Below are 23,389 nucleotides of genomic sequence, written 5' to 3' on the forward strand. Positions count from 1 at the left end.
CCGTACGGGCCGCTCAGGTGCGCGCGATGCCCGGCCGTGTCGCCCGCTCCAGCTCCATCAGCACCGAGTGGTATCCCAGCCCGTCCGTCGCATGATCCATCCCGATCTCGCACATCCGGTTGGCCGACAGATACGTGTCGAAGTGCCGGGCGGTGACCTCGGCCGCCTCCTTCGCGGTGGCCGACTCCGTCAGCTCCTTGTGGAGCATCCCGCGGTCGCCGGCGAACGCGCAGCAGCCCGCGTCGTCCGGGACCACGACCTCCCGCGCACACGCCTCGGCGACTTCCCGCAGCTGCGCCTCGTCCCCCAGGTGCCGCATGGAGCAGGTGGGATGGAGCACCGCGGAGTCGACGGTGCGCAGGATCTCCAGGTGCGGCAGCAGTTCCCCGGCGGCCCAGACGATGGAGTCGACGACGGTCAACTCGGCGTGCAGCGCGCGATTGTCGGGTGTCAGATACGGCACGACCTCGTGGGCGATGCCGAGGGTACAGGAGGAGGCGTCCACGACCAGGGGCAGCCGGCCGCCGGCCGTCCAGCCCCAGGCCGCCTCGACGATGCGGTTGGCCATCACCGTGGTGCCGCTGTCATAGCCCTTGGAGTGCCAGATCGTGGCGCAGCAGGTGCCGGCCACGTCCGGCGGGATCCACACCGGCCGTCCGGCCCGCCGCGACACGGCCACCAAGGCCTCGGGGAGGGACGGTCCGCGATATCCGGCAGGTTCGCCGAAGATCCGGTTCACACATGCCGGGTAGTAGACGGCGGCCGCGCCCACCTTCCGCGTCGGCGGCAGCGTCCGGGCCGCGGCGCCGGGGATCTGCGGCAGCCACTCCGGCACCAGATCGGGGCGAACGGCCTTGCGGGCGGCGCCGGTCAGCGACTCCAGCAGCCGGTCACCGATCCGGTCCGCGGCCGCCACCGCCAGCCGCGCGGACCTCTCGACGGCCTTGAACCGCCGGGCCGTCTGCGCCGCCGTCCACTCCTCGCGCGGCGAGTGCCGCCGGTGCCGGAAGTCCTTCATCATCGCGCCGGTGTCGATACCGACCGGGCAGGCCAGTTTGCAGGTCGAGTCGCCGGCGCAGGTGTCCACCGCGTCATAGCCGTACGACGCCAACAGCTCGTCGGTGACCGGCGATTCGGGTTCCTGGCGCATCATCTCGCGGCGCAGCACGATCCGTTGGCGGGGGGTGGTGGTCACGTCCTCGCTGGGGCAGGTCGGTTCGCAGAAGCCGCATTCGATGCAGGGGTCGGCGATGGCCTCGACCTCGGGGATCGTCTTGAGGCCGCGCAGATGCCCCTTCGGGTCGCGGTCGAGCAGCACCCGCGGGGCCAGGATGCCGTGCGGGTCGACGAGCTCCTTGATGCGCCACATCAACTCCGTGGCCCGCGGCCCCCATTCGAGCTCCAGGAACGGGGCGATGTTCCGGCCGGTCGCGTGCTCCGCCTTCAGTGAGCCGTCGAAGCGCTGGACGGTCAGCCGGCAGAATTCGTCCATGAAGGAGGCGTAGCGCTGCACATCCGCGGGCTTCGCGGCGTCGAAGGCGAGCAGGAAGTGCAGATTGCCGTGTGCGGCGTGGCCGGCGACCGCGGCGTCGAAGCCGTGCCGGGTCTGGAGTTCCAGCAGCGCGGCGCAGGCGTCCGCGAGCCGGGACGGCGGCACCGCGAAGTCCTCGGTGATCAGTGTGGTGCCGGACGGCCGGGAGCCGCCGACCGCGGTCACAAACGCCTTGCGGGCCTTCCAGTAGCCGCCGATGACCGCCGCGTCCCGGGTGAAGGCATTGGTGATCGACGGGACCGGTGCGACCAGTTCCAGTTCCGCCAGCACCCGGGCCGCCGCCTCCTCGTACGCCTGCTGCCCGGCCTGGTCCGGCGCCCGGAACTCCACCAGCAGGGCGGCGGTCTCCTTCGGCAGTTCCGCCCAGTCGGCCGGCACCCCGGCGACCCGTACCGACGCGCGCAGCGTGTTGCCGTCCATGATTTCCACGGCCCGCGCGCCGGCCTCGTTGAACCGCGGGACGGCGGCGGCCGCGGCCCGCAGCGTGGGAAAGAAGAGCAGTGCGCTGGAGGTGTGCCGGTCCAGCGGCAGGGTGTCGAAGACGGTCTCGGCGATGAAGCCGAGGGTGCCTTCGGAGCCGACCATCAGGCCGCGCAGGATCTGTACGGGCGTCGCGCCGTCGAGGAAGGCGTCCAGGCGGTAGCCGTTGGTGTTCTTGATCTCGTACTTGGCGCGGATCCTGGTCACCAGCTGCGGGTCCGCCTCGATCTCGGCCTTCAGCGCGAGCAGCCCGGCGCACAGTGCGGGCTCGGCATGCGCCAGCTCCGCGTCCGCTGCCGGGTCCGCGGTGTCGACGATCGTGCCGGACGGCAGCACCAGGGTCAGCGATGCCAGCGTCCGGTACGAGTTCCGGGTGGTGCCGGCCGTCATCCCCGAGGAGTTGTTGGCGACCACTCCGCCCAGGGTGCAGGCGATGGCGCTGGCCGGGTCGGGGCCCAGCAGCCGGCCGTGCCGGGCGAGGGTGGCGTTGGCGCGAAGTACCGTCGTGCCGGGCCGGATCCGGGCGCGGGCACCGTCGTCGAGCACCTCGATGCCGGCCCAGTGGCGGCGTACGTCGACGAGGATGTCCTCGCCCTGCGCCTGGCCGTTGAGCGAGGTCCCGGCTGCCCGGAAGACGACGTTCCGGCCCTTGCCGTGGGCGTACGAGAACACCGCGGAGATGTCGTCGACGTCCTCGGCCAGCACCACGACCTGGGGCACGAAGCGGTACGGGCTGGCGTCGGAGGCGTAGCGGACCAGGTCGGAGATCTTGTGGAGCACCTTGTCGGCGCCGAGCAGCGCGACGAGGTCGCCGCGCAGCGGCTCGGGGGTGCCCGTCGAGCGCCGGTCGGGCACCCGGTCGGGCGCCGGGCCCGTGGTGGCGGTGGGCCGCAGGGCGTCGGGCTTCGGCTCCAGCAGGGGCATGACGGCACTCCTCCAGCGGTCGAGCGGCGGTCCGTCGGCGGCCCGGCGGCCGGCGCGCAGGCTCAGTGGTGCGTTCCCGGCCCGTCGACCAGGGTGGCCAGCAGACCGCCGAGCACCTCGCGTTGTTCGGCGGTCAATGGAGCCAGGATGTCCTCTGCGGCCGCCTGGCGCGCGCTGCGCAGCACACGGAGTGTCGACCGGCCCGCGTCGGTGAGCTCGATCCGCACCACCCGTCGGTTCGCGGTGTCGGGCACCCGGCGGACCGCGCCGTTCGCCTCCAGCGCGTCCACCAGCGTCGTCACGGCCCGCGGCACCACCTCCAGCCGCTCGGCGAGATCCGCCATCCGCGGCGGGGTGTCGCGGTAGTGGCCGACGATCCGCAGCAGTCGCGACTGTGCGGGCGTGAAGGCGATGTCCAGGTGCTCCAGATGGTGCTTCTGTGCGCGGTGCATCCGCCGGGTCAGCCGTACCAGCTGTTCGGCGAGGTTGGAGCTGCTGACCGTCGGCTCGGGGGAGGGCATGAGGCGAGGATAACAGGACAAGGTCCATTGTGAGCTTAGGTAACAATGAGCTAGGCTCCTTCATCCTGAGCCACGTCCTGAAACCGTCCCGAGCCCGCGTCCCGCACCCACGTTCCGAACCCGCGTTCCGACCCGTGTTCCGAACCCGGTTTCCGAGCCGCACCGGGAACGCACCAGGCGGCCCCTCTTCTCCGCACACCTCGAAGGAGCCCATGCACCACGACGAACCACAATGGACCCCACCGCCGAAGGACCCCGAACAGCCGGTCCAGCTGCGGCGGATCCTCACCCTCTTCCGCCCCTACCGCGGCCGGCTCGCCCTCGTCGGACTGCTGGTCGGGGCGTCCTCGCTGGTCTCCGTCGCCTCGCCGTTCCTGCTGCGCGAGGTCCTCGACGTGGCGATCCCCGAACGGCGCACCGGGCTGCTCACTTTGCTCGCCCTCGGCATGATCGTCACCGCCGTCACCACCAGCGTCTTCGGCGTCCTGCAGACCCTGCTCTCCACCACCGTCGGCCAGCGCGTCATGCACGACCTGCGCACCGCCGTCTACGCCAAGCTCCAGCGGATGCCGCTGGCGTTCTTCACCCGCACCCGCACCGGCGAGGTCCAGTCCCGGATCGCCAACGACATCGGCGGGATGCAGGCGACCGTCACCTCCACCGCGACGTCCCTGGTCTCCAACCTGACCTCCGTCGTCGCCACCATCGTCGCGATGATCGCCCTCGACTGGCGGCTGACCGTCGTCTCGCTGCTGCTGCTCCCGGTGTTCGTCTGGATCAGCCGCCGGGTCGGCAACGAACGCAAGCGGATCACCACCCAGCGGCAGAAGCAGATGGCGTCGATGTCCGCGATGGTCACCGAATCCCTGTCGGTCAGCGGCATTCTGCTCGGCCGCACGATGGGCCGCGCCGATTCGCTGACCGAGAACTTCGCCACCGAGTCCGAGCGCCTGGTCGACCTGGAGATCCGCTCCAACATGGCCGGACGCTGGCGGATGGCCACCATCGGCATCGTCATGGCCGCGATGCCCGCGCTGATCTACTGGGCGGCAGGTCTGGTCCTCCAGCTCGGCGGCCCCACCTTCTCCATAGGCACCCTGGTCGCCTTCGTGACCCTCCAGCAGGGCCTGCTGCGGCCGACCGTCTCGCTGCTGTCCACCGGCGTGCAGATGCAGACCTCGCTCGCGCTCTTCCAGCGGATCTTCGAATACCTCGATCTGCCGGTCGCGATCACCGAGCCCGCCGAGCCGGTCCGCCTCGACGCCCCGCGCGGCGAGATCCGCTTCGAGGGCGTGAGCTTCGCCTACGACCCCGAGGTGCCGCAGACCCTCCGGGAGATCGACCTGACCATCCCGGCCGGCGGCAGCCTCGCCGTCGTCGGACCGACCGGCAGCGGCAAGAGCACCCTGAGCTATCTCGTGCCCCGGCTCTACGACGTGACCGAGGGCCGGGTCACCCTCGACGGCGAGGACGTCCGCGCGCTCGACTTCGACACCCTCGCGCGTTCGGTCGGCGTGGTCTCCCAGGAGACCTATCTCTTCCATGCCTCGGTCGCCGACAACCTCCGCTTCGCCAAGCCGGACGCCACCGACGACGAGATCCGGCGGGCCGCCGAGGCCGCCCAGATCCATGACCACATAGCCGCCCTCCCCGACGGCTACGACACGCTCGTCGGCGAGCGCGGCTACCGCTTCTCCGGTGGCGAGAAACAGCGCCTGGCCATCGCCCGCACCATCCTGCGCGACCCGCCCGTGCTCGTTCTGGACGAGGCCACCAGCGCCCTCGACACCCGCACGGAACACGCCGTGCAGCGGTCCATCGACGCGCTCTCCGAGGGGCGCACCACGCTCACCATCGCGCACCGGCTCTCCACGGTCCGCGACGCCGACCAGATCGTGGTCCTGGACGGGGGACGGATCGCCGAGCGCGGCACCCATGACGAACTGCTCGCCGCCGATGGTCGGTATGCGGCACTTGTGCGGCGCGATGCGCGGGGGGTTCCGGGCGAGGAGGCGGGGGGCCTCGGGGCGGGTGACACCCAGGAGGCGGAGGGCCGCGGGCTCGACGACGGCCGGGGCGCGGGTGACGCACGCCTCACATCAGCCGGCGATCAGGTGATGACCGGGTAAGTGACCGGCGGGTAAGGTCGGTTTCGCGGCGGCCTGTTCGGTGGTCGGGGCGGCCGCCGCACCCAAACCTGATCCAGTGGACAGACCCTCCCCCGCTCACAGCGCGGCGAGGTCGATGGCGGTGGCCATCACCCGGTAACCGTCGTCGCTGGGATGCTTGCGGTCGCCGCTGTCGTAGCCGGGCGCGAGCGCGTCCGTATCGGCCGGGTCGGCGAGCGCCGCGGCGAAGTCGGCGACCGCGTCGAACTCTCCCGAGGTACGGATCCAGTCGTTGACCTCCCGGCGCTTCGCCTCGGCGGCCGGCGTGTGGTACTCCGACCCCTTGAACGGCATGATCGTCCCACCGGTGATCCGCACCCCGGCCGAGTGCGCCATACCGATCAACTCCCGGTATCCGGCGATCAGCTCAGCGACCGAGATGTCCGGATCGGGCTTGTACGTCGGCAGGTCGACCTCACTGAATCCGATGTCGTTGAGCCCCACCAGCACCACCACGGACCGGACGCCGGGCTGGCCGAGTACATCCCGCCGGAAGCGGCCGACGGCCCGTTCGCCGAACCATGGCGAGTCGTTGAGCAGCAGATTTCCGCCGATACCCAGGTTGAGAACGGGGCGCGGGGTGCCCGCGGCCGCCAGTCGCTCGGCCAGGGCGTCCGGATAGCGGCGGTTGCCGTCGATGGTCGACGAGAAACCATCCGTGATCGAGTCGCCGAAGAGCACCACCGTGTCCCGGCGCGCGGGGGAGCCGTCCGCCAGCTCGACCGCGGCGAGGTGGTACCAGGACACCGTCGTCTCGCTGAACACGGCCGGATCCGCGGCCGTGAGCTGCTCGCCCATGGCGCGGTAGGCGGTGGCGAACGCCTGGGCGTGGAAGGTGGCCGGGCCGGTCGGCCGGGCGAAGTACAGCGACACGGTGAGCGACTCGAACGCCGCCACGGCCACCTCGGCGGCGTCGCTGTGGACCTCGCCGCCCGCCGGGATCCGTACCGACGCGGCACCGCCGAACGTGAGCCGGCGGACCGTGCCGCCCCGCACCACCGCACCCGCGTCCGTACGGGCGATCGTGGCGCCCGCGACCTCCAGCGGGGCGGTCCCGTAGCGGTTGGAGAGCTTGATCCGGGCGGCGGTGCCGGAGCCGGTGACCCGCACGACCTGACGCACCGTCTGGTCCGCGAAGCCTTCCTCGGCCCAGTTCTTGTGGAAGCCGGTGCTGGGGCGCTGGACTGCTGTAGCCCAACCAGCGTGCCAGGTAAGGGAGTTGAGATTGCTCATGACGTCTCTCCGCCTCTCTGCCATCGGCCCGGAGCCGATGACGCCGATGACGGAGAGTCTGCTGGCGGCCGGGAGGGCTACCCAGCCCCCTCGGCTTCGTACGCATCCGGTGCCTACCCCCGCGAGGGTCAGCCTCGACGGCTGCACAGGCGTACCCGCTCACCGGCCGACCAGAATCACCTCCAGCACCCGCGGCCCATGCACCCCCTCGACCCGGTCGAGTTCGATGTCGCTGGTGGCGGACGGGCCGGAGATCCAGGTCAGCGGACGGTCCGGGGCCAGCCGCGGCAGCGCCTGCGGCACCGAGCCGACGACCTGGTCCGGGACGCGTACGACACAGAGGTGATGGTCGGGGACGAGAGTGATCCGGCGCCTGCCCTGGTCGGGCCCCGCGTCAAGGACGACGGTGCCGGTCTCCGCGATGGCGACCGCGCAGCCCGTCACCACACTGTCCACGGCGTCGAGTTGATGGGGCGTCGACATCGCGGTGTCCGGCAGCAGCTCGGCGTCGGTGGCGGCCAGCCAGTGGTCCGGCAGGCCCGGCGGTACGACCACGGTGCGCGCGCCGCGCTCGGCCAGCAGGCGTGCGAGCAGCGCGGGCAGCCCCGCGGCGTCCGTACGGTGCACGATCGCCCGGTAGTCCGCGAGGTTCTCGGCGAGCAGATCGATGGTTTCGGCGGCCGTACGGGAGCCGTGCTCGATGTCGTAGTCGCGCGGGACCGGTGGATCCTCCGGCCCCTCACCGCGCGGTACGTCGGCCAGCGCCCGCCGCACCCGCGCCAACACCACTTCCCTGCTGCTCACTTGGCGCTCCCTTCGCCGCGGGCCGCTTCGTCCCGGGCCTCTTCGCCTCTGGTGCGCTGCCACCAGTCGCGGAACGACTCGGCGGGCACCGCCGGCAGTTCGCGGGTGTCGGACCAGGCCCGCCCGGGGCCCGGCAGCCGCCGGGGATGCAGCCGACGGGTCCGGGCCGCCAGCCGCATTCCGGCGCGCAGCGCTCCCGGGTGGTCGAACGCCCAGCCCGCGGCGCGCATCGCCGCCCGTTCCGCGGCGTGGCCCCTGGCCGGTTTGAGGACGGTGCGTACACCGCCACGGGTCACCGGGCCGCCCTCCACCACCCGCTCCCGCAGATGCACCAGCACCTCGGGAATGTCGATCGCGACCGGACACACCTCGTAGCAGGCCCCGCAGAGCGACGAGGCGTAGGGCAGTGACGCCTCCAACTTCCCTGCTGTGCCGCGTAGTTGGGGAGTGAGGATGGCGCCGATCGGGCCGGGGTAGGGCGAGCCGTAGGCATGCCCGCCGGCGCGCTCGTACACCGGGCAGACATTGAGACACGCCGAGCAGCGGATACAGCGCAGCGCCTGCCGCCCGACGGTGTCGGCGAGGGTGTCGGTCCGGCCGTTGTCGAGCAGCACGAGATGGAAGGTCTGCGGACCGTCGCCGTCCGTCGTCCCCGTCCAGGTCGAGGTGTACGGGTTCATCCGCTCGGCCGTGGACGAACGGGGCAGCAGCTGGAGGAACACTTCCAGGTCCTGCCAGGTCGGTACGGTCTTCTCGATGCCGACGACGGAGATCAGCGTCTCGGGCAGGGTCAGGCACATCCGGCCGTTGCCCTCGGACTCGACGACGACCAGCGTGCCGGTGTCGGCGACCATGAAGTTGGCGCCGGAGATACCGACCTTGGCGGTCAGGAACTTCTCCCGCAGATGCAGCCGCGCGGCCTCGGCCAGTTCGGCGGGCGAGTCGGACAGCCCCTCGGGCGCCGGGCGGCCCCAACTCGCCATCTCCCGGCGGAAGATGGCGCGGATCTCGGAGCGGTTGCGATGGATCGCCGGGACCAGGATGTGCGACGGCAGATCGTTGCCGAGCTGCACGATCAGCTCGGCCAGATCCGTCTCGTAGGCACGAATACCGGCCTCGGCGAGCGCCTCGTTCAGCCCGATCTCCTGCGTCGCCATCGATTTGACCTTCACCACCTCCGTCTCGCCGGTCTCCCGTACCAGCCGGGTGACGATCCGGTTGGCCTCGTCGGCGTCCGCCGCCCAGTGGACCTGCCCGCCCGCCTCGGTGACCGCGGTCTCCAACCGCTCCAGATAGTGGTCGAGATGGCGCAGCATACGGTCCTTGATGGCGGCGCCGGCGGCCCGCAGCCGCGCCCAGTCGTCGAGTTCGGCGACGGCCCTGGCCCGTTTGTCGCGGATGGTGTGGGTGGCGTGGGTGAGATTGGCACGCAGCCGGGTGTCACGGGTGGAGGCGGCCGCGGCCCGGGGGAAGGCGGGCATGCCCAGATAGGTGCCGCTCACCGCAGGCTCCCTTCCGTACCTACGGTGCCGGCATCCGGGCCTTCGGTAGGCACTTCCGGCCCTTCGGTACTCGCTTCCGTACTCGCCAGGATCTCCGCGATATGGACCGGGCGGACCGGCGCGCCCTGCCGGGCGAGGGTGCCGCCGATGTGCAGCAGACAGGAGTTGTCGACGGTGCAGACCGCCTCGGCGCCGGTCCCGATCACCGCACGGACCTTGTCGGCGCCCATCGCGGCCGAGACCGCCGGGTTCTTCACCGCGAACGTACCGCCGAAACCGCAGCACTCCTCGGCGCCCGGCAGTTCGCGCAGCTCCAGGCCCCTGACGTTCTCCAGGAGCCGTCGAGGGCGGTCGCCCAGGCCCAGCATCCGCAGACCATGACAGGTCGGGTGATAGGTGACGACATGCGGATAGTAGGCGCCGACATCGGTCACCTTCAGCACATCCACCAGGAACTCGGTCAGCTCGTACGTCTTGGGCACCGCGGCCGCCGCGATCTGCTGGAGGTCACGGCCACGCCCTTCGGACGCCGCCTTCGCCCCGATCCGCGGGTAGTTGTCGCGCACCATCGCGGCGCAGGAGCCGGACGGGGTGACGACGTACTCGTAGTCGCGGAAGGCCCGGTGGAAGCGGCGTACCAGCGGCTCGGTCGCCTGCCGGTAGCCGGTGTTGAACTGCGGCTGGCCGCAGCAGCTCTGCTCGGCGGGGAAGTCGACCTGGACCCCGAGCCGTTCCAGGAGCCCGACCACCGCCTGCCCCGTGCGCGGCTGGAGCGCGTCATTGATGCAGGTGACGAAGAGTGCTACACGCACGTTGCCATCTCCTTTCGGGCACCGCGGCCTCTGGCGGCCGGCCACCTCGCCGGGTCATGATCACGTGTCGGATCATCCTGCCCCAGCAGCAGGCCCAGGAGAAGAACCGCGAGCGGAGGACCATGTCGAGTGCGGAACACATAGCCGAGGAGGACCGGGCGCCCGACGGCGCGCGGCCGGCATCGCGGTTACGGCAGCTCGCCGCCGCCTCGGTGGGCAACGCCGTGGAGTGGTACGACTGGTACGCATACTCCTTCCTGGCGGTCTACTTCGCCGAGCAGGTCTTCCCCAAGGGCACCGGCGACTCCATGGTGCCGCTGCTGTCCTCCTTCGCGGTCTTCGCGGTGGGCTTCTTCATGCGGCCGATCGGCGGTCTGCTGATGGGCGCGATCGCCGACCGGCGGGGCCGGCGCGCCGCGCTGACCCTCACCATCCTGCTGATGGGCGGCGGCAGTCTGCTCGTCGCGGTCACCCCCAGCTACGCCGCCACCGGCCTGCTGGCCCCGGTCGTGCTGGTCATCGCGCGCCTGGTGCAGGGCCTTTCGGTGGGCGGCGAGTTCGCGGCGTCCACGACCTTCCTCGTCGAATCGGCGGGGCCGGGCAGGCGCGGGCTGTTCTCCAGCTTCCAGTACGTCTCGACGACCATCGGCCAGCTGCTGGCCTCCGGGACGGCGGCGCTGCTCGCGGCACTGCTCAGCGAGCGCCAGATGGGGGAGTGGGGCTGGCGGGTGGCGTTCCTGGTGGGCGCGCTGCTGAGCCTGGTCGGGCTGTGGGTCCGGCGGGGCGCGCAGGAGACCCGCAGTGAAGTGGACCGGACGGCCGCTCGCCCCGGCCTCTTCGAGGCGCTGCGCCGCTATCCCCGCCAGTCGCTGCTGATCTGCGGCATCACGGCCGGCGGCACCATCGCCTACTACACCTGGACCACCTATCTGCCGACCTTCGCGCAGGTCAACGCGGGGTTCGACAAGGGCGATTCGCTGACCGTCGGCACCCTCTCGCTGGTGTTCTTCGCCCTGCTCCAGCCGTTGGGCGGCCTGCTCTCGGACCGTATCGGCCGTAAGCCGCTGCTGCTCGGCTTCGCGCTGGGCTTCGCCGTCCTGGCGGTGCCGCTGCTGCATCTGGTGACCGATGCGTTCCTCTCGCTGCTGTTGGTGCAGTGCGCGGGCATGGTGCTGCTGACCGGTTACACCGCGGTCGCCGCGGCCGTGAACGCGGAGGTGTTCCCCGCCCGGGTGCGGGCCGCCGGCATCGGCTTCCCGTACTCCCTCACCGTCGCCCTCTTCGGCGGCACCGCCCCGTACGTCGGCACCTGGTTCAAGCAGGCCGGGCACGCCGACCTGTTCCCCTGGTACGTGGCCGTGCTGTGCCTGGTGTCGTTCTGCGTCTATCTGACGCTGCCGGAGACCTCACGGCAGAAGCTGGACAATTGACGTCTCCTCCACCTGAGGGTGGAGGATTCCCGCCTGCCCGCCGCCGTTGAGTGGCGGGCTTCGGGGGTTACTGCTTCATCGCCCACCGCCCGGCTTGCCGGGTCTTACACGGGCTCCACAGTCGTTTTACGTGTCGGCCCGCCCGGCCGCCACGATGTGCCGCCCCTCACGGCGGATGTTGATTTCGGCGTTGCCGTCCCTGTCGTGCCGTGCCCCGCAGTCGCAGGTCCACTGCCGGATCTTGAGTCCGGCCTGGCCCTTGGGGCCGGTGAGTGCGCCACAGGCCGAACAGAGCTGGGTCGAGGGAAACCAGCGGGACACCTTCACGAACGTGCGGCCGTACCTGACGCACTTGGCTTCGAGGGTGCGGGCGAACATGCCCAGCGACTGGTCGTGGACGGATTTGCCGCGCTTGCCCTTGCTGTTGCCCATGCCCTTCACGTTCAGGTCCTCCAGGTAGACCGCTTGGCTCTCACGGGTTATCCGGGTGGTTTCCTGCTCGATGAAGTCGCGCCGCTGGTCAGCGATGCGGGCATGGATCTTCGCTACGGCCAGCTTGGCCTTCCAGCGTTGTTGCTGCCCTTGGCGCACCTGGACAGCTTGCGCTGGGCACGCTTGAGCTTCTTCTCCTGACGCCGGAAGAACTTCGGCGTCTTGATCTTCCGGCCCCGCAGGACCGCGTAAGTGGACAGGCCCAGGTCGATGCCGGTGTCGGTCTCCTCCATGTCCAGCTCCGGCAGTGGCTTGTCGTCCACCTCCACGGTGAAAGAGGCGAAGTACCTGCCGGCCGCGTCCTTGATGACCGTCACCGACGACGGGGCCGAGGGCAACTCACGGGACCAGTGCACTCGCACGTCGCCGATCTTGGGGAGCCTCAGCCGCCCGTCGCCAGTGATGCAAAAGCGGGAGTTGGCGGTGAACCGCACGGCCTGACGGCTGGTCTTCTTCTTGAACCGGGGCGGCCCCAGCTTCGGACCCTTACGGGCTCCCTTCACCGACGCGAAGAAGTTCGAGAAAGCGGTCTCCAGGTCCCGCAGCGATTGCTGCAAAACCACCGCCGACACCTCAGCCAGCCAAGCCCGCCCCTGCGTCTTCTTCGCCTCGGTGATCACCCGCCTGGACAGCTCGGCCGCCGTCGGACGCGGCAAGCCCTGCGCGTGGGCGCCCTGACGGATACGCAACGCGTCGTTCCATACGACGCGGGCGCACCCGAACGCCCTCGTCAAATCCTGACGCTGAGGAACGCTCGGGTACACACGGAACTGGTACCTGAGCTTCACGATCCAATTCTACCGAACGAGCAGGCGAAATAGGCGAGTTGACCGCTAGTCGTGATGCTGAAGTGCGCCTGCAGACCCGTACTCAAGTGCAGGTCAGAGCGGTGTTGAGAATCGCTTCGCCACCGGGCCGGAGCCCGGCGCACTGCGATGAGACCCGGTAGCCGCCGACAGCGGCCGTACACGCGAGGCGCCGCCCCTCCCGGGACAGGGAGGGGCGGCGCTTTGTGCTGCACGATCCGTCAGACGAGCCAACCCACGATCTCGACGATGCCGGCGATCACGGTGGTGATGATGTTGTCCATCTGGCTTGTTCTCCTTGAGAAAGTCATGCGTTGTGGGACCAACTCTCCGGCCCAGCAAGGGATGTCGACCGGAGGCGCGGTGACGGTCTGCAGCCCGCCGCTTGCGCCCCGTAAGCATCACCTGACGCGGTGTGCTCGTGGAAGCCCCTCCGGTCTCGATCACGCTTTCCAGTGAACACTCGTTCTCGCGTTCGTTTTCGATCACGTAAACGTTTGAAGTCCGAACTGGTGATTGAATTCCGAACTTCCCCGTCTGGCGGTCTTTTCCGTTTTGCGGGCGCCTGCCGGGCATATGGCGGCATGGCGGTCGCGACATGCGTGACCTTTCTCATTGTCGATCTCATTGCCAATTCCCAGACCGGTATCCGAGGTCCGGAATTGACGGGAAATCAGGAGCGCCGGGGCCGGGCAATGACGGACATTTACCCGGGCATGGGCTCACAGAACTCGCCGGTAATGCAACGGTGCGTCAAGGCGCTCCCATTTCCGCCCGAATCGATCCGCATCCGTGTCCGAATTTCACAAGACGATCACCTGCTAACGTCCGTCGCCGCGAACCGAATACGCGAAAGGAAACTCCGTGGGCCACATGCAACACTTCAGCGCGGGCTGGGTATCCCCGGTCCTCGCCTATGCGATGGCGTGCGTAGGATCCGCTCTCGGACTCCGCTGCACCGTGCGGGCGCTGGCCGCCGACGGCCGTTCGCGTCGCAACTGGCTGCTGACCGCCTCGATCGCCATCGGCTCCGGCATCTGGACGATGCACTTCATCGCCATGCTCGGCTTCGGCGTCACCGGCAGCCCCATCCGCTACGAAATCCTGCTGACCGTGCTGAGTCTGCTGATCGCCATGGTGGTCGTCGGGGCCGGTGTCTTCACCGTCGGCTACGGCGCCGCCCGGGTGCGATCGTTGCTGCTCGGCGGCCTGGGCACCGGCGTCGGCGTCGCCGCGATGCACTACCTGGGCATGGCCGCGATGCGCCTGCACGGGCATGTCCGCTTCGATCCCGGCCTGGTCGCGCTCTCCGTCGTCATCGCCGCCGGCGCCGCGACGGCCGCGCTGTGGGCCGCGCTCAATGTCCGCGGCGCGATCGGCGCGGCCCTCGCCTCCCTGGTGATGGGGCTCGCCGTCAGCAGCATGCACTACACCGGAATGTCCGCCGTACGCATCGAACTGACCCCCAGCCGGGCCCCGTTGGACGGTGTCACCCCCATGGAATTCATCTTTCCGCTGGCCGTCGCAATCGGCTCTTTCCTCTTCCTCACAGTGGCCTTTGTCGCATTGTCGCCGACCGCCCGGGAGCGTGCCGAATCCGCCTCCGCAGAGTCGTTCCGCGAGGCCGAACTGCCCGCCTCTTCCTGACCTATTGAGGAATTCATGTACGCACGACAGACCCCGGGCCATTCCGGGTCCGAAGGGAAAGCGAGACCGCCCGCCGGCCCGCGCCACGCACTCCCCGCAGCCCCCAAGTCCAGGAAATCCGAGGCGAATTACGGCCGCGGTCCGATGCCCCGCTCCGTGCGGGCCAAGATCGTCGCACTGCTCATGGTGCCGGTCGTCTCCCTGATCGCCATGTGGGCCTTCGCGACGGTCACCACCGCCCAGCATGTCTCCGACCTCAACCGCCTCAAGGAGATCGACACCACCCTCCTCGCGCCGATCGGTGACTACGTCAACGCCGTACAGGAGGAGCGCGGCGCCGCCGCCCGCGCCCTGACCTCCCCGGACGCCGCACACCAGCAGACACTGCGCGACCGGCAGCGCGCCACCGACTCCGCCGCTGCCGCCCTCCGCGACGGCGTCAACGCCGGCAGCGCCGACGCCGCGACCGTCGACCCCGATCTGCCCGCCCGCATCGACACACTGATGCGCGACGCCGACCGGCTGGCCGCGCTGCGTACCCAGGACACCCACCGGAAGCCCGATCCGGACCGCACGGTCCGCGGCTACACCGACACCATCGAGCACGCCCTCGCCACCGCCGGCTCGCTGACCGGCATGGAGCAGACGGCGGACGCCTCGGAAGCCCGCGTCGTCCTGGAACTCTCCCGGGCCCGTGAGGCGATCTCCCGCGAGGACGCGGCCCTCGGCGCCGCCCAGGCCGCCGGACGGATGTCCCGCGACCGGTTCGACTCCTTCACCGGCTCCGTGCACACCCAGCGCGCCCTGTTCACCGCCGCCGTCGACGACCTGCGCCCCGCCGACGCCGCCGCCTACCGCCGGATCCTCAACGGCCCCGCCTACCGCGAACTGCGCGCCGCCGAGGACTCCGTGCGGGACGCCGGCGCGGGCACCCGCGCCGCCACCGCCGTCCCCGCCGCCCGCTGGAGCGAGGCGAGCGGCACGGTCCTGGGCGAGCTGCGCACCGCCCAGAAGGACGCGAGCACCGGAGCGGCCCGGCGCGCCGACCCGCTGTCGCTCGACGTCCTGGGCGGATCGGGACTCGCCGTGGTCCTGGGCCTGGCCGGCGTACTGCTCTCCCTCCTCATCTCGGTCAAGATCGGCCGATGGCTCGTCGTCGAGCTGGAGGAACTGCGCAACTCCGCGCTGCGGGTCGCCGGCCGCGATCTGCCCGAGTCCATGCGCCGGCTGCACGCGGGCAAGCCCGTCGACATCGACGCCGTCGCACCGCTTCCCGCACCCGGCACAGGACGCGACGAAGTCGGGCAGGTGGGCGAGGCCCTGGTGGCCGTGTACCGCGCCGCGCTCAAGGCGGCGGCCGAACGCGCCGAGGCATTGCACGGCATCTCCGGCGTCTATGTCAGCCTCGCCCGGCGCAGCCAACTGCTGCTGCACCGCCAGCTCGCCCTGCTGGACACCATGGAACGCCGTACCGAGGACCCGGCGGAACTGGAGGACCTCTTCCGGCTGGACCACCTCACCACCCGTATGCGGCGGCACGCGGAGAGCCTGATCATCCTCTCCGGCGCCGCCCCCGGCCGCGGCTGGCGCAATCCCGTGCCGCTGCTGGACGTGGTGCGCGCGGCCGTAGCGGAGGTCGAGGACTTCCAGCGGGTCGAGATCCACGCGGTCGCCGACGAACGGCTGGCCGGCGCTGCGGTGGCGGACTGCACCCATCTGCTGGCCGAACTGGTCGAGAACGCCGTGATGTTCTCGCCCCCGCACACCAAGGTGCAGGTCCGCGCCGAGCGGGTGGGCACCGGCATCGCCCTGGAGATCCAGGACCGCGGGCTCGGCATGGGCAAGGAGGCGCTCGACGAGGCCAACCGCCGTATCCGGGACGCCGACGAGATCGACCTGCTGGACACCGAACAGCTCGGCCTCTTCGTGGTCAACCGCCTCGCCCACCGCCAGCAGGTCAAGGTGACGCTCCAGCCGTCGGTGTACGGCGGCGTCACCGCCGTCGTGCTGGTCCCCGACGCGCTGCTGGCCCAGGGGAGCGACGAGGATCCGGCGGCCCCCGGGGCGGAGGACGAGGCCGGGGCGCTGTTCCACCGTCCGCGGCCGGCCACCCGCCGGGCGCTCGGCTCCGTGCCGCGACCGCTGCCCGCACTGCCACCCGCACCGCCGGAGCCGCCCATGGAACGGGAAGCACCCGAAGCCCCCGAAGCCGCGCCGATCACACCGTCCGCCACGCCGTTGGAGGCCGAGGCCCTGCCGCGCCGGGTGCGCCAGGCGAACCTCGCTCCCGGACTGCAGGACACCCCGCAGGAGCAGCCCGAGTGGGTCCCGCGTACGGAGGGCACGCCGGCGCCCGGCCGTTCTCCGGAGCAGGCCCGCGCCACCATGGCGTCCCTTCGCGCCGGCTGGACCCGCGGCCGTGCCGTCGCCATGACACAGCACGAGCCACCGGCCCGGAACCCGGCCCAACCGGACGCCTCGACCGAGCCGAACAGGCCACCCGAGCCGACCGATCAGACCGATCAGACCGACCCGATCGACCCGATCGACCCGCACCGGCCGACTCACCCAGCCGATTCGACCAATCCGGCCAACCCGGCCAACCCGGCCAACCCGACCGAGCATTCCGCACGACGAGAAGAGACCCGATGATGACCGGCGACCAGCACCTTTCCGGCGAACTCAACTGGCTTCTCGACGACTTGGTGTCCCGGGTACTGGAGATCCGCTACGCCGTGGTGCTCTCCGGCGACGGCCTGGCGGTCGGCGCCTCCACCGGGCTGACCCGCGACGACAGCGAGCGCTTCGCGGCGATCGCGTCCGGCTTCCACAGCCTCGCCAAGGGCGCCGGCCGGCACTTCGCCGCCGGCCAGGTCATCCAGACCATGGTCGAGCTGGAGGGCGGCTTCCTCTTCGTCGTGGCGGCCGGCGACGGATCGTGCCTGTCGGTGTTCGGCGACGCCGAGGCCGATATCGGCCTGGTCGCCTACGAGATGGCCCGGCTGGTCAAACGGGTCGGCGCCCACCTCGGGACACCCGAGCGCGCCGGGGCGGAATGATCGGCCGTATATGACCGACTCCACCCCGCACTGGTACGACGACGAGGCGGGGCCGATGGTCCGGCTCTACGCGATGACCGCAGGGCGGGCCCGGCCGAGCAGCGAGGCCTTCGATCTGATGGCCGTGGTGCATGCCGATTCGGGGCCCGGCCCGCTCGGCGAGGGCTCCGCGCTCTCGCCCGAGCAGTACGCGATCCTCACGCTGTGCGCCGACCGCCCCCGTCCGGTGGCCGAGGTCGCCTCCGACTCCGGACTGCCGCTCGGTGTGGTCCGGGTGCTGTTGAGCGATCTGCTGGCCGAGGGCCTGATCCATGTCAACCGCCCGGTACCGCCCGCCCAGTTGCCCGACGCGCACATTCTCAGGGAAGTGATCGATGGACTCCGCGCGCTCTGACTCGTTCATGGCCCTCAAGATCCTGGTGGCCGGAGGGTTCGGCGTGGGCAAGACGACCCTCGTCGGCTCGGTCAGCGAGATCCGCCCGCTCAGCACGGAGGAGCGGCTGACCGAGGCCGGACGGCCGGTCGACAGTCTCGACGGGATCCAGCACAAGACCACCACCACCGTGGCGATGGACTTCGGACGCATCACCATCCACCACGACCTGGCGCTGTATCTCTTCGGCACGCCGGGTCAGGACCGGTTCTGGTTCCTGTGGGACGAGCTGGCCCAGGGCGCGCTCGGCGCGGTGGTGCTCGCCGACACCCGGCGGCTCGCCGACAGCTTCGCGGCGGTCGACTACTTCGAGCACCGCGGCGTCCCCTTCGTCGTGGCGGTCAACTGCTTCGAAGGCGCCCGCTCCCACCGGGCCGAGGACGTGGCAGGGGCCCTGGACCTGGACCCGGGGACCCCGGTGGTGCTGTGCGACGCCCGGGAACGGGAGTCCTGCAAGGAGGTGCTGATCCGCCTGGTGGAGCACGCGGCCTCGTCCTACGAGGCGAGGCTGGACGCCAACGCACCATCTTCGTAGGCGAGTTGAGGACTCTCAGGACTCTCAGGGCTCTCAGGGCTCTCAGGCGTCTGGGTTTCCGGAGTCCCGTCGAGCAGTCGGCGGATGTCGCGGACCGCGGCACGGCCCGCCCGGTTGGCGCCGATGGTGCTGGCCGACGGCCCGTAGCCGACGAGGTGCACCCGCGCGTCGCGCAGCGCGCGGGTGCCGCCCATCCGGATGCCGCCGCCGGGCTCGCGCAGCCTCAGCGGCGCGAGATGGTCGATGGCGGCGCGGAATCCGGTCGCGTACAGAATCGTGTCGGCTTCGACGTCCCGCCCGTCCGCCCAGCTCACACCGCCGGGCGTAACCTGTTCGAACATCGGCAGCCGCTCCAGCACACCACTCTCCCGGGCCCGCCGGATCGCCTCGGTCATCGGCAGCCCGGTCACACTCACCACACTCCGCGGCGGCAGCCCCTCCCTGACCCGCTGCTCGACGAGGGCGACCGCGGCCCGGCCCTGCTCCTCGCCGAACGGCCCCTCGCGGAACACCGGCGGCCGCCGTGTCACCCAGGTCGTCGCGGCGGCGACCGGTGCGATCTCCATCAGCTGCTGTACGGCCGATGTCCCGCCACCCACCACCACGACCCGCGACCCGCGGAACGCCTCAGGACCCTCGTAACGTGAACTGTGCAGCTGACGGCCGAGGAACGTCTCCTGCCCGGGAAAGCGCGGCCAGAACGGCCGGTCCCATGTGCCGGTCGCGTTGATCAGCGCCCGCGCCGCATAACCGCCCTCCGAGGTCTCCACCAGCAGCCGCCCTCCGGAGCCGTCCCGCACCGCGAGCACCCTCACCGGCCGGTGCACCCGCAGCCCGAAGGCCCTCTCGTAGCTGTCGAAGTACCCGCCGATCACCTCGGACGACGGCCGCCGCGGATCGGCATCCGCCAACTCCATACCCGGCAAGGCGTGCATCCCGTGCACCTTGCCGTACGTCAATGTGGGCCATCGGAACTGCCAGGCACCACCGGGCCGCGGCGAGTGATCGAGAACGACGAAATCCCGGTCGGGGACGTAACCGACCCGCTGGAGGTGAAAGGCGGCGGCCAGACCCGCCTGACCTGCGCCTATCACCACGACCTCGACTTTGCGCACCTCGCCGGTGTAGTTCATGCTTCCACTAACGCGGGGAGGGGTGACTGTCTTCCCGGCGGGATCGAGCAGGCCGGTGAACCCGGGCGGGACGGGGCGGATGGTCGACGGCCCGTGCCGCCGCGGCGTACCACCAGTCCGGCCGCGAGGGGCTGATGATCGTCGAGGTGGGCTGGTCGGGGTGGAGTCCGAGCGGGCGCAGCGCGTCGGCCCGGACACCCACCGAGATCCAGCCGCGCCAGCGGCCGTCAGGCCCTGGCCCACAGGCGAGGTCGTATCGGATGTCGCCGTCCTGGAACGGCATCCAGTCGATCCCGCGGTCCCGCAGTCAAGCGTGCAGTGCCGCCCCTGGGTGCGGGGCGCCCGGCAGATTCTCGTACGCGGCGATGGTGATCGTCTCGGCGCGGGGGAGTGCGGCGCGGTCGTGGTCGTGGTCGCGGTCGTGGCGGGGGCGGGGCATGGCGCCGATGATGCCGCGCCCCGCATGGCCTGCGCCAAGGGTTTAGGGCTTTGCCGGCCCTGACCCGATCGGACAGGCCCTCAGCGCGGTCGCATCGCGTGGACCGCCGCCCGCCCTGACCGCCGCGCTCCCCTGTCAGCGACCGCCCGCCACCAACAGCGGCGCCCCTCCGGGCGCGGACGCCGGGCGGCCGTTGGCGGCCGGTACGCCCTTGAGAGGCGACGGGACCGGGTCCAGCAGGCCGCGGGCGGCGAGCTCCGGGCGAACGCCCTCGCCGAACCAGTAGGCCTCTTCCATGTGTGGATAGCCGGAGAGGACGAAGTGGTCGATGCCCAGGGCGTGATACTCCTCGATCCGGTCGGCCACCTCGGCATGGCTGCCGACCAGTGCGGTGCCCGCCCCGCCGCGGACGAGCCCGACGCCCGCCCACAGATTGGGTGCGATCTCCAGCTTGTCGCGCGAGCCGCCGTGCAGTGCCAGCATCCGCTGCTGGCCCACCGACTCGCTTCTGCCCAGGGCCTGTTGGGCTGCCGCGACGGTGTCCGGATCGAGATCGTCGAGCAGCCGGCCGGCGGTCGCCCAGGCGTCCTTGGCGGAGTCCCGCGAGATGGTGTGCAGCCGGATGCCGAAGCGGACCGTACGGCCCTCCTGCTCGGCCAGCCCCCGGATCCAGTCGATCTTCTGCTTGACCTGCTCGGGCGGCTCGCCCCAGGTGAGATACACATCCGCGTTCCGGGCGGCGACCGGCCCCGCGGCCGCCGACGAACCACCGAAGAAGACCTGCGGCAGCGGGTCCGGCGGCAGTGCCGTCAGGCCGCCCTCGACCTGGTAGTGATCGCCCTGGAAGTCGAACGGCTCGCCGCTCCACACGCCCCGTACGACCTGGAGGAACTCATCCGTACGGGCATAGCGTCGATCGTGGTCCAGATGATCGCCGAACCGCTTCTGCTCGGTCGAGTCGCCGCCGGTGACCACGTTCAGCAGCAGCCGCCCGCGCGAGATCCGCTGATAGGTCGCGGCCATCTGCGCGGCCAGCACCGGCGAGATCACCCCGGGCCGGAACGCGACCAGGAACTTCAGCCGCTCGGTGACCTGGGTGAGCGCCACCGTCGTCAGCCAGGCGTCCTCGCACCAGGTGCCGGTCGGCGTGAGTACCGCCTCGAACCCCAACTGCTCGGCGGCCTTGGCGATTTGGGCCAGATACTCGATGTCCGGTGCCCGCACCCCCGTGACCGGCGTGATGCGGTCGCGCCGGATGCCGCCGTCCGTGTAGGCGTGCCGGTCGACGAGCGTCCGCCCGTCGCCGCCGGTCGGCAGAAACCAATGCAGCTGTACGGGCATGTCAGCCGGCCTTTCCGTAGCTGCGCGGCGCCGTAGTCGACGACGGCAGATCACTGTTGAAGCGGGGATCGACGTAGCGGGGGTCGACGTGGAAGCGGGATCGACGAGCGACCCGAAGAGGCGAGGTGAGCCGAGCGGAGCGCGCGAAAAGGCGTCAGCGGCCGCGGCGACACGCGGCGGAGGCCACCCGCAGCAGGTCGATGTGACCGCGCGTGATGAGCAGGGCTGACGTGGGCATGTGGCCGAACGTAGCGGTGCGCTCCGAGACGGGTCAAACGTCGTCTCGGCCGGTGGACCTTTGTTGCACGGGGATTGCGGCGGCTGTTGCACGGGTATTGCGGCGGCCGTTTGCCGGGGCCGCGGCACCACATGGGGGTGCGCCACAGCCTGGCGTCTGTGGCGCACCCGGTGGGTGGGGTTGATCCGGGGGGCTACCCGACGCGCTCGATCCGGGCGTTGCGAATCAGGAACTTGCCCGCTTCACGCACTTCCTCGAACGCCGCGTTGTTGAGCAGTACGCAGCTGCCCGACGTCGAAGTGACCTCCACGGTGGTCGACTTGTCGTTGTCCAGGTTGGTCACCTTCAGCTTGGTGCCTGCGGGGAACTCGCCACTGGAGGCGGCCGGGGCGCCGCCCTCGCCGGAGAGGGTCACCGTCGACCCTGGGCAGACGACATCGCCGCTCGGCGCCGCGGATCCGGAGCCCGAGCCGGCGTCCGAGCCGGCGTCAGCGTCCGAGCCGGAGCCGGGCGCCTGGTCGCCGGCTGCGGGCGGGGCCTCCGCATTGGCGTCACCGCCCTCTTCGGCACCGCCACCGCCGCCCTCTTCGGCACCGCCACCGCCGCCGTCTTCAGCAGCGCCGCCGCCACCGCCGCCATCGCTCGCGCAGCCGGCGGCTTTCTGCTGCACCTCGATCTGCTTGATCACGGCCTGCCGGTTGGCTATTCGGGCGGCCGACTGGGCGTCGGGGTTGGCCTGTTGCTCGGCGATGAACTTCTGGTTGTTGCTCAGTGCGGTGGCCAACCCGTCGCACGCCGCGGACGCCTGGCTGGTGCCCGTGGTGACAATGGCGATGCCACCGACCAGCGACGCGGCGCTGGCGACGAGGGCGATTTTCGTACCCTTCCCGACTCTTCTCTTGCGGGACATCCATGACTCCTGTCCTCGACTGTAGAACCCCGGGGGAGCGGGTTCGGTTGCAGGCGAGTACGTCGAGGACGGCAGGCCCGCTCATCCCCACCGCGAACTTGTCGGTGGATGACAAAGCGCCGCCGTCGATCGTCGTGAGCAGCTGCTCTACGATGCGCGGATGCGCGTCCTCATGCCGCTTCCCGACCGCGATTTCGACGTCACCGAGGTGGCCGTGCCATGGCGGATCCTCACCGACGCGGGCCACCAGGTCGTCTTCGCCACCGAGCGGGCCGGGACCCGGCCGGCCTGCGACCCGCTGCTGCTGAGCGGCGTCCTCTTCGGGCGGCTCGGCGCCGCGGCGGAGCCCAAGCGGTTCTACGAGGAGCTCACCCGGAGCGAGGAGTTCGCCGCCACGGCCGGGTGGGCGGAGCTGGACCCGGAGGCGTACGACGGACTGATCCTGCCGGGCGGTCACGCGCCGGGCATGCGGCAGTACCTGGGCTCGGAGGCGCTGCGGCGGCAGATCGGCAGGTTCTGGGCACTGGACCGGCCGGTCGGGGCGATCTGCCATGGCGTACTGGTGCTGGCACGGACGCGCGAAGCCGCCGGCGGCCGCAGCGTGCTGGCCGGCCGCCGTACGACCTGTCTCCCGAAGTACATGGAACGCTCGGTCTATCTGGCCACCGGCTGGCGCCTCGGCCGCTACTACCGCACCTATCCGGCCTATGTGGAGGACGAGGTCAGGGCCGCCCTGGACGCCCCGGCCACGCAGTTCGCACGCGGCCCGCGGGTGCTCTCCGCGCGCGGCACCGCGACCGACGACGGTCCGGCGTTCGTGGTGCGGGACGGCAACTATCTCTCGGCGCGATGGCCGGGGGACGCATACCTTTTCGGCCGCCGGTTCCGGGAACTGCTGGAGGGCGCGGGTGGTTCGTAGAACTCGCCGCC

General features: G+C 70.8%; 19 protein-coding genes and 1 pseudogene. 8 read left to right on the plus strand and 12 right to left on the minus strand.

Annotated elements, in window-relative coordinates; genetic code table 11:
* Positions 1 to 13: 13 nt before the first annotated feature.
* Positions 14 to 2,956: an FAD-binding and (Fe-S)-binding domain-containing protein gene (locus FCH28_RS00635; RefSeq protein ID WP_136737673.1), complete on the minus strand. Its 2,943-nt coding sequence runs from the start codon at positions 2,954 to 2,956 to the stop codon at positions 14 to 16.
* Positions 2,957 to 3,018: 62 nt separating this feature from the next.
* Positions 3,019 to 3,477, minus strand: a complete 459-nt coding sequence (locus tag FCH28_RS00640) for a MarR family winged helix-turn-helix transcriptional regulator (RefSeq protein WP_136737674.1) — start codon at positions 3,475 to 3,477, stop codon at positions 3,019 to 3,021.
* A gap of 212 nt (positions 3,478 to 3,689) precedes the next feature.
* Here FCH28_RS00640 and FCH28_RS00645 point away from each other — a divergent pair, with 212 nt between their 5' ends.
* Complete coding sequence (locus FCH28_RS00645; RefSeq protein WP_246102207.1) at positions 3,690 to 5,606, plus strand: ABC transporter ATP-binding protein; 1,917 nt, start codon at positions 3,690 to 3,692, stop codon at positions 5,604 to 5,606.
* A gap of 96 nt (positions 5,607 to 5,702) precedes the next feature.
* Here the strand turns inward: FCH28_RS00645 and FCH28_RS00650 are convergent, their stop codons facing one another.
* From FCH28_RS00650 to FCH28_RS00665, 4 genes are all read right to left on the minus strand, one after another.
* Positions 5,703 to 6,878 (minus strand): SGNH/GDSL hydrolase family protein, encoded by a 1,176-nt coding sequence (locus tag FCH28_RS00650; protein ID WP_246102208.1) that lies wholly within the window; start codon positions 6,876 to 6,878, stop codon positions 5,703 to 5,705.
* A gap of 159 nt (positions 6,879 to 7,037) precedes the next feature.
* A complete protein-coding gene (locus tag FCH28_RS00655; RefSeq protein WP_136737676.1) occupies positions 7,038 to 7,682 on the minus strand; it encodes a LutC/YkgG family protein in 645 nt (214 codons plus the stop codon).
* Positions 7,679 to 9,184, minus strand: a complete 1,506-nt coding sequence (locus FCH28_RS00660; protein WP_136737677.1) for a lactate utilization protein B — start codon at positions 9,182 to 9,184, stop codon at positions 7,679 to 7,681. Before FCH28_RS00660 ends, FCH28_RS00655 begins: the two co-directional genes overlap by 4 nt.
* Complete coding sequence (locus tag FCH28_RS00665; RefSeq protein WP_246102210.1) at positions 9,181 to 9,996, minus strand: (Fe-S)-binding protein; 816 nt, start codon at positions 9,994 to 9,996, stop codon at positions 9,181 to 9,183. The genes FCH28_RS00660 and FCH28_RS00665 overlap by 4 nt, the downstream gene beginning before the upstream one ends.
* Positions 9,997 to 10,118: 122 nt before the next feature.
* On the opposite strand from FCH28_RS00665, the gene FCH28_RS00670 reads away from it, so the two are divergent.
* Positions 10,119 to 11,426, plus strand: coding sequence for an MFS transporter (locus tag FCH28_RS00670; protein WP_136738296.1), 1,308 nt, complete (start codon positions 10,119 to 10,121; stop codon positions 11,424 to 11,426).
* 126 nt (positions 11,427 to 11,552) lie between these two features.
* On the opposite strand, the pseudogene FCH28_RS39970 reads toward FCH28_RS00670, so the two are convergent.
* A pseudogene (locus FCH28_RS39970) lies at positions 11,553 to 12,706 on the minus strand (RNA-guided endonuclease InsQ/TnpB family protein).
* A gap of 882 nt (positions 12,707 to 13,588) precedes the next feature.
* Between FCH28_RS39970 and FCH28_RS00680 the strand changes: the two are divergent.
* The 5 genes from FCH28_RS00680 (at position 13,589) to FCH28_RS00700 (ending at position 18,398) form a co-directional block, all read left to right on the plus strand.
* Complete coding sequence (locus FCH28_RS00680; protein ID WP_136737678.1) at positions 13,589 to 14,371, plus strand: MHYT domain-containing protein; 783 nt, start codon at positions 13,589 to 13,591, stop codon at positions 14,369 to 14,371.
* 144 nt (positions 14,372 to 14,515) lie between these two features.
* A complete protein-coding gene (locus FCH28_RS00685; RefSeq protein WP_136737679.1) occupies positions 14,516 to 17,023 on the plus strand; it encodes a sensor histidine kinase in 2,508 nt (835 codons plus the stop codon).
* Complete coding sequence (locus FCH28_RS00690) at positions 17,023 to 17,430, plus strand: roadblock/LC7 domain-containing protein (protein ID WP_425471866.1); 408 nt, start codon at positions 17,023 to 17,025, stop codon at positions 17,428 to 17,430. Before FCH28_RS00685 ends, FCH28_RS00690 begins: the two co-directional genes overlap by 1 nt.
* A gap of 10 nt (positions 17,431 to 17,440) precedes the next feature.
* On the plus strand, positions 17,441 to 17,824 hold the full coding sequence (locus FCH28_RS00695; RefSeq protein ID WP_136737681.1) for a DUF742 domain-containing protein: 384 nt from the start codon (positions 17,441 to 17,443) through the stop codon (positions 17,822 to 17,824).
* Positions 17,805 to 18,398 (plus strand): GTP-binding protein, encoded by a 594-nt coding sequence (locus FCH28_RS00700; RefSeq protein ID WP_136737682.1) that lies wholly within the window; start codon positions 17,805 to 17,807, stop codon positions 18,396 to 18,398. Before FCH28_RS00695 ends, FCH28_RS00700 begins: the two co-directional genes overlap by 20 nt.
* Here the strand turns inward: FCH28_RS00700 and FCH28_RS00705 are convergent.
* The 5 genes from FCH28_RS00705 to FCH28_RS00720 all read right to left on the minus strand — a co-directional run bounded on the left by FCH28_RS00705 (position 18,359) and on the right by FCH28_RS00720 (position 22,459).
* Positions 18,359 to 19,531, minus strand: a complete 1,173-nt coding sequence (locus tag FCH28_RS00705) for an NAD(P)-binding domain-containing protein (protein WP_187363736.1) — start codon at positions 19,529 to 19,531, stop codon at positions 18,359 to 18,361. The genes FCH28_RS00700 and FCH28_RS00705 overlap by 40 nt on opposite strands.
* A gap of 7 nt (positions 19,532 to 19,538) precedes the next feature.
* Positions 19,539 to 19,814, minus strand: coding sequence for a hypothetical protein (locus tag FCH28_RS00710; RefSeq protein WP_246102216.1), 276 nt, complete (start codon positions 19,812 to 19,814; stop codon positions 19,539 to 19,541).
* Positions 19,815 to 19,838: 24 nt separating this feature from the next.
* Positions 19,839 to 19,970 (minus strand): hypothetical protein, encoded by a 132-nt coding sequence (locus FCH28_RS39630; protein ID WP_281289665.1) that lies wholly within the window; start codon positions 19,968 to 19,970, stop codon positions 19,839 to 19,841.
* Between the two features lie 135 nt (positions 19,971 to 20,105).
* Complete coding sequence (locus tag FCH28_RS00715; RefSeq protein ID WP_136737683.1) at positions 20,106 to 21,311, minus strand: LLM class flavin-dependent oxidoreductase; 1,206 nt, start codon at positions 21,309 to 21,311, stop codon at positions 20,106 to 20,108.
* A 431-nt stretch (positions 21,312 to 21,742) separates the two neighbouring features.
* A complete protein-coding gene (locus FCH28_RS00720; protein ID WP_136737684.1) occupies positions 21,743 to 22,459 on the minus strand; it encodes an RlpA-like double-psi beta-barrel domain-containing protein in 717 nt (238 codons plus the stop codon).
* A 160-nt stretch (positions 22,460 to 22,619) separates the two neighbouring features.
* Between FCH28_RS00720 and FCH28_RS00725 the strand changes: the two genes are divergently transcribed.
* Positions 22,620 to 23,378: a type 1 glutamine amidotransferase domain-containing protein gene (locus FCH28_RS00725; RefSeq protein WP_136737685.1), complete on the plus strand. Its 759-nt coding sequence runs from the start codon at positions 22,620 to 22,622 to the stop codon at positions 23,376 to 23,378.
* The last annotated feature ends 11 nt before the right edge of the window (positions 23,379 to 23,389 follow it).

It is taken from the genome of Streptomyces piniterrae, from assembly GCF_005048155.1.
In the GTDB taxonomy this organism is placed as follows: domain Bacteria; phylum Actinomycetota; class Actinomycetes; order Streptomycetales; family Streptomycetaceae; genus Streptomyces; species Streptomyces piniterrae.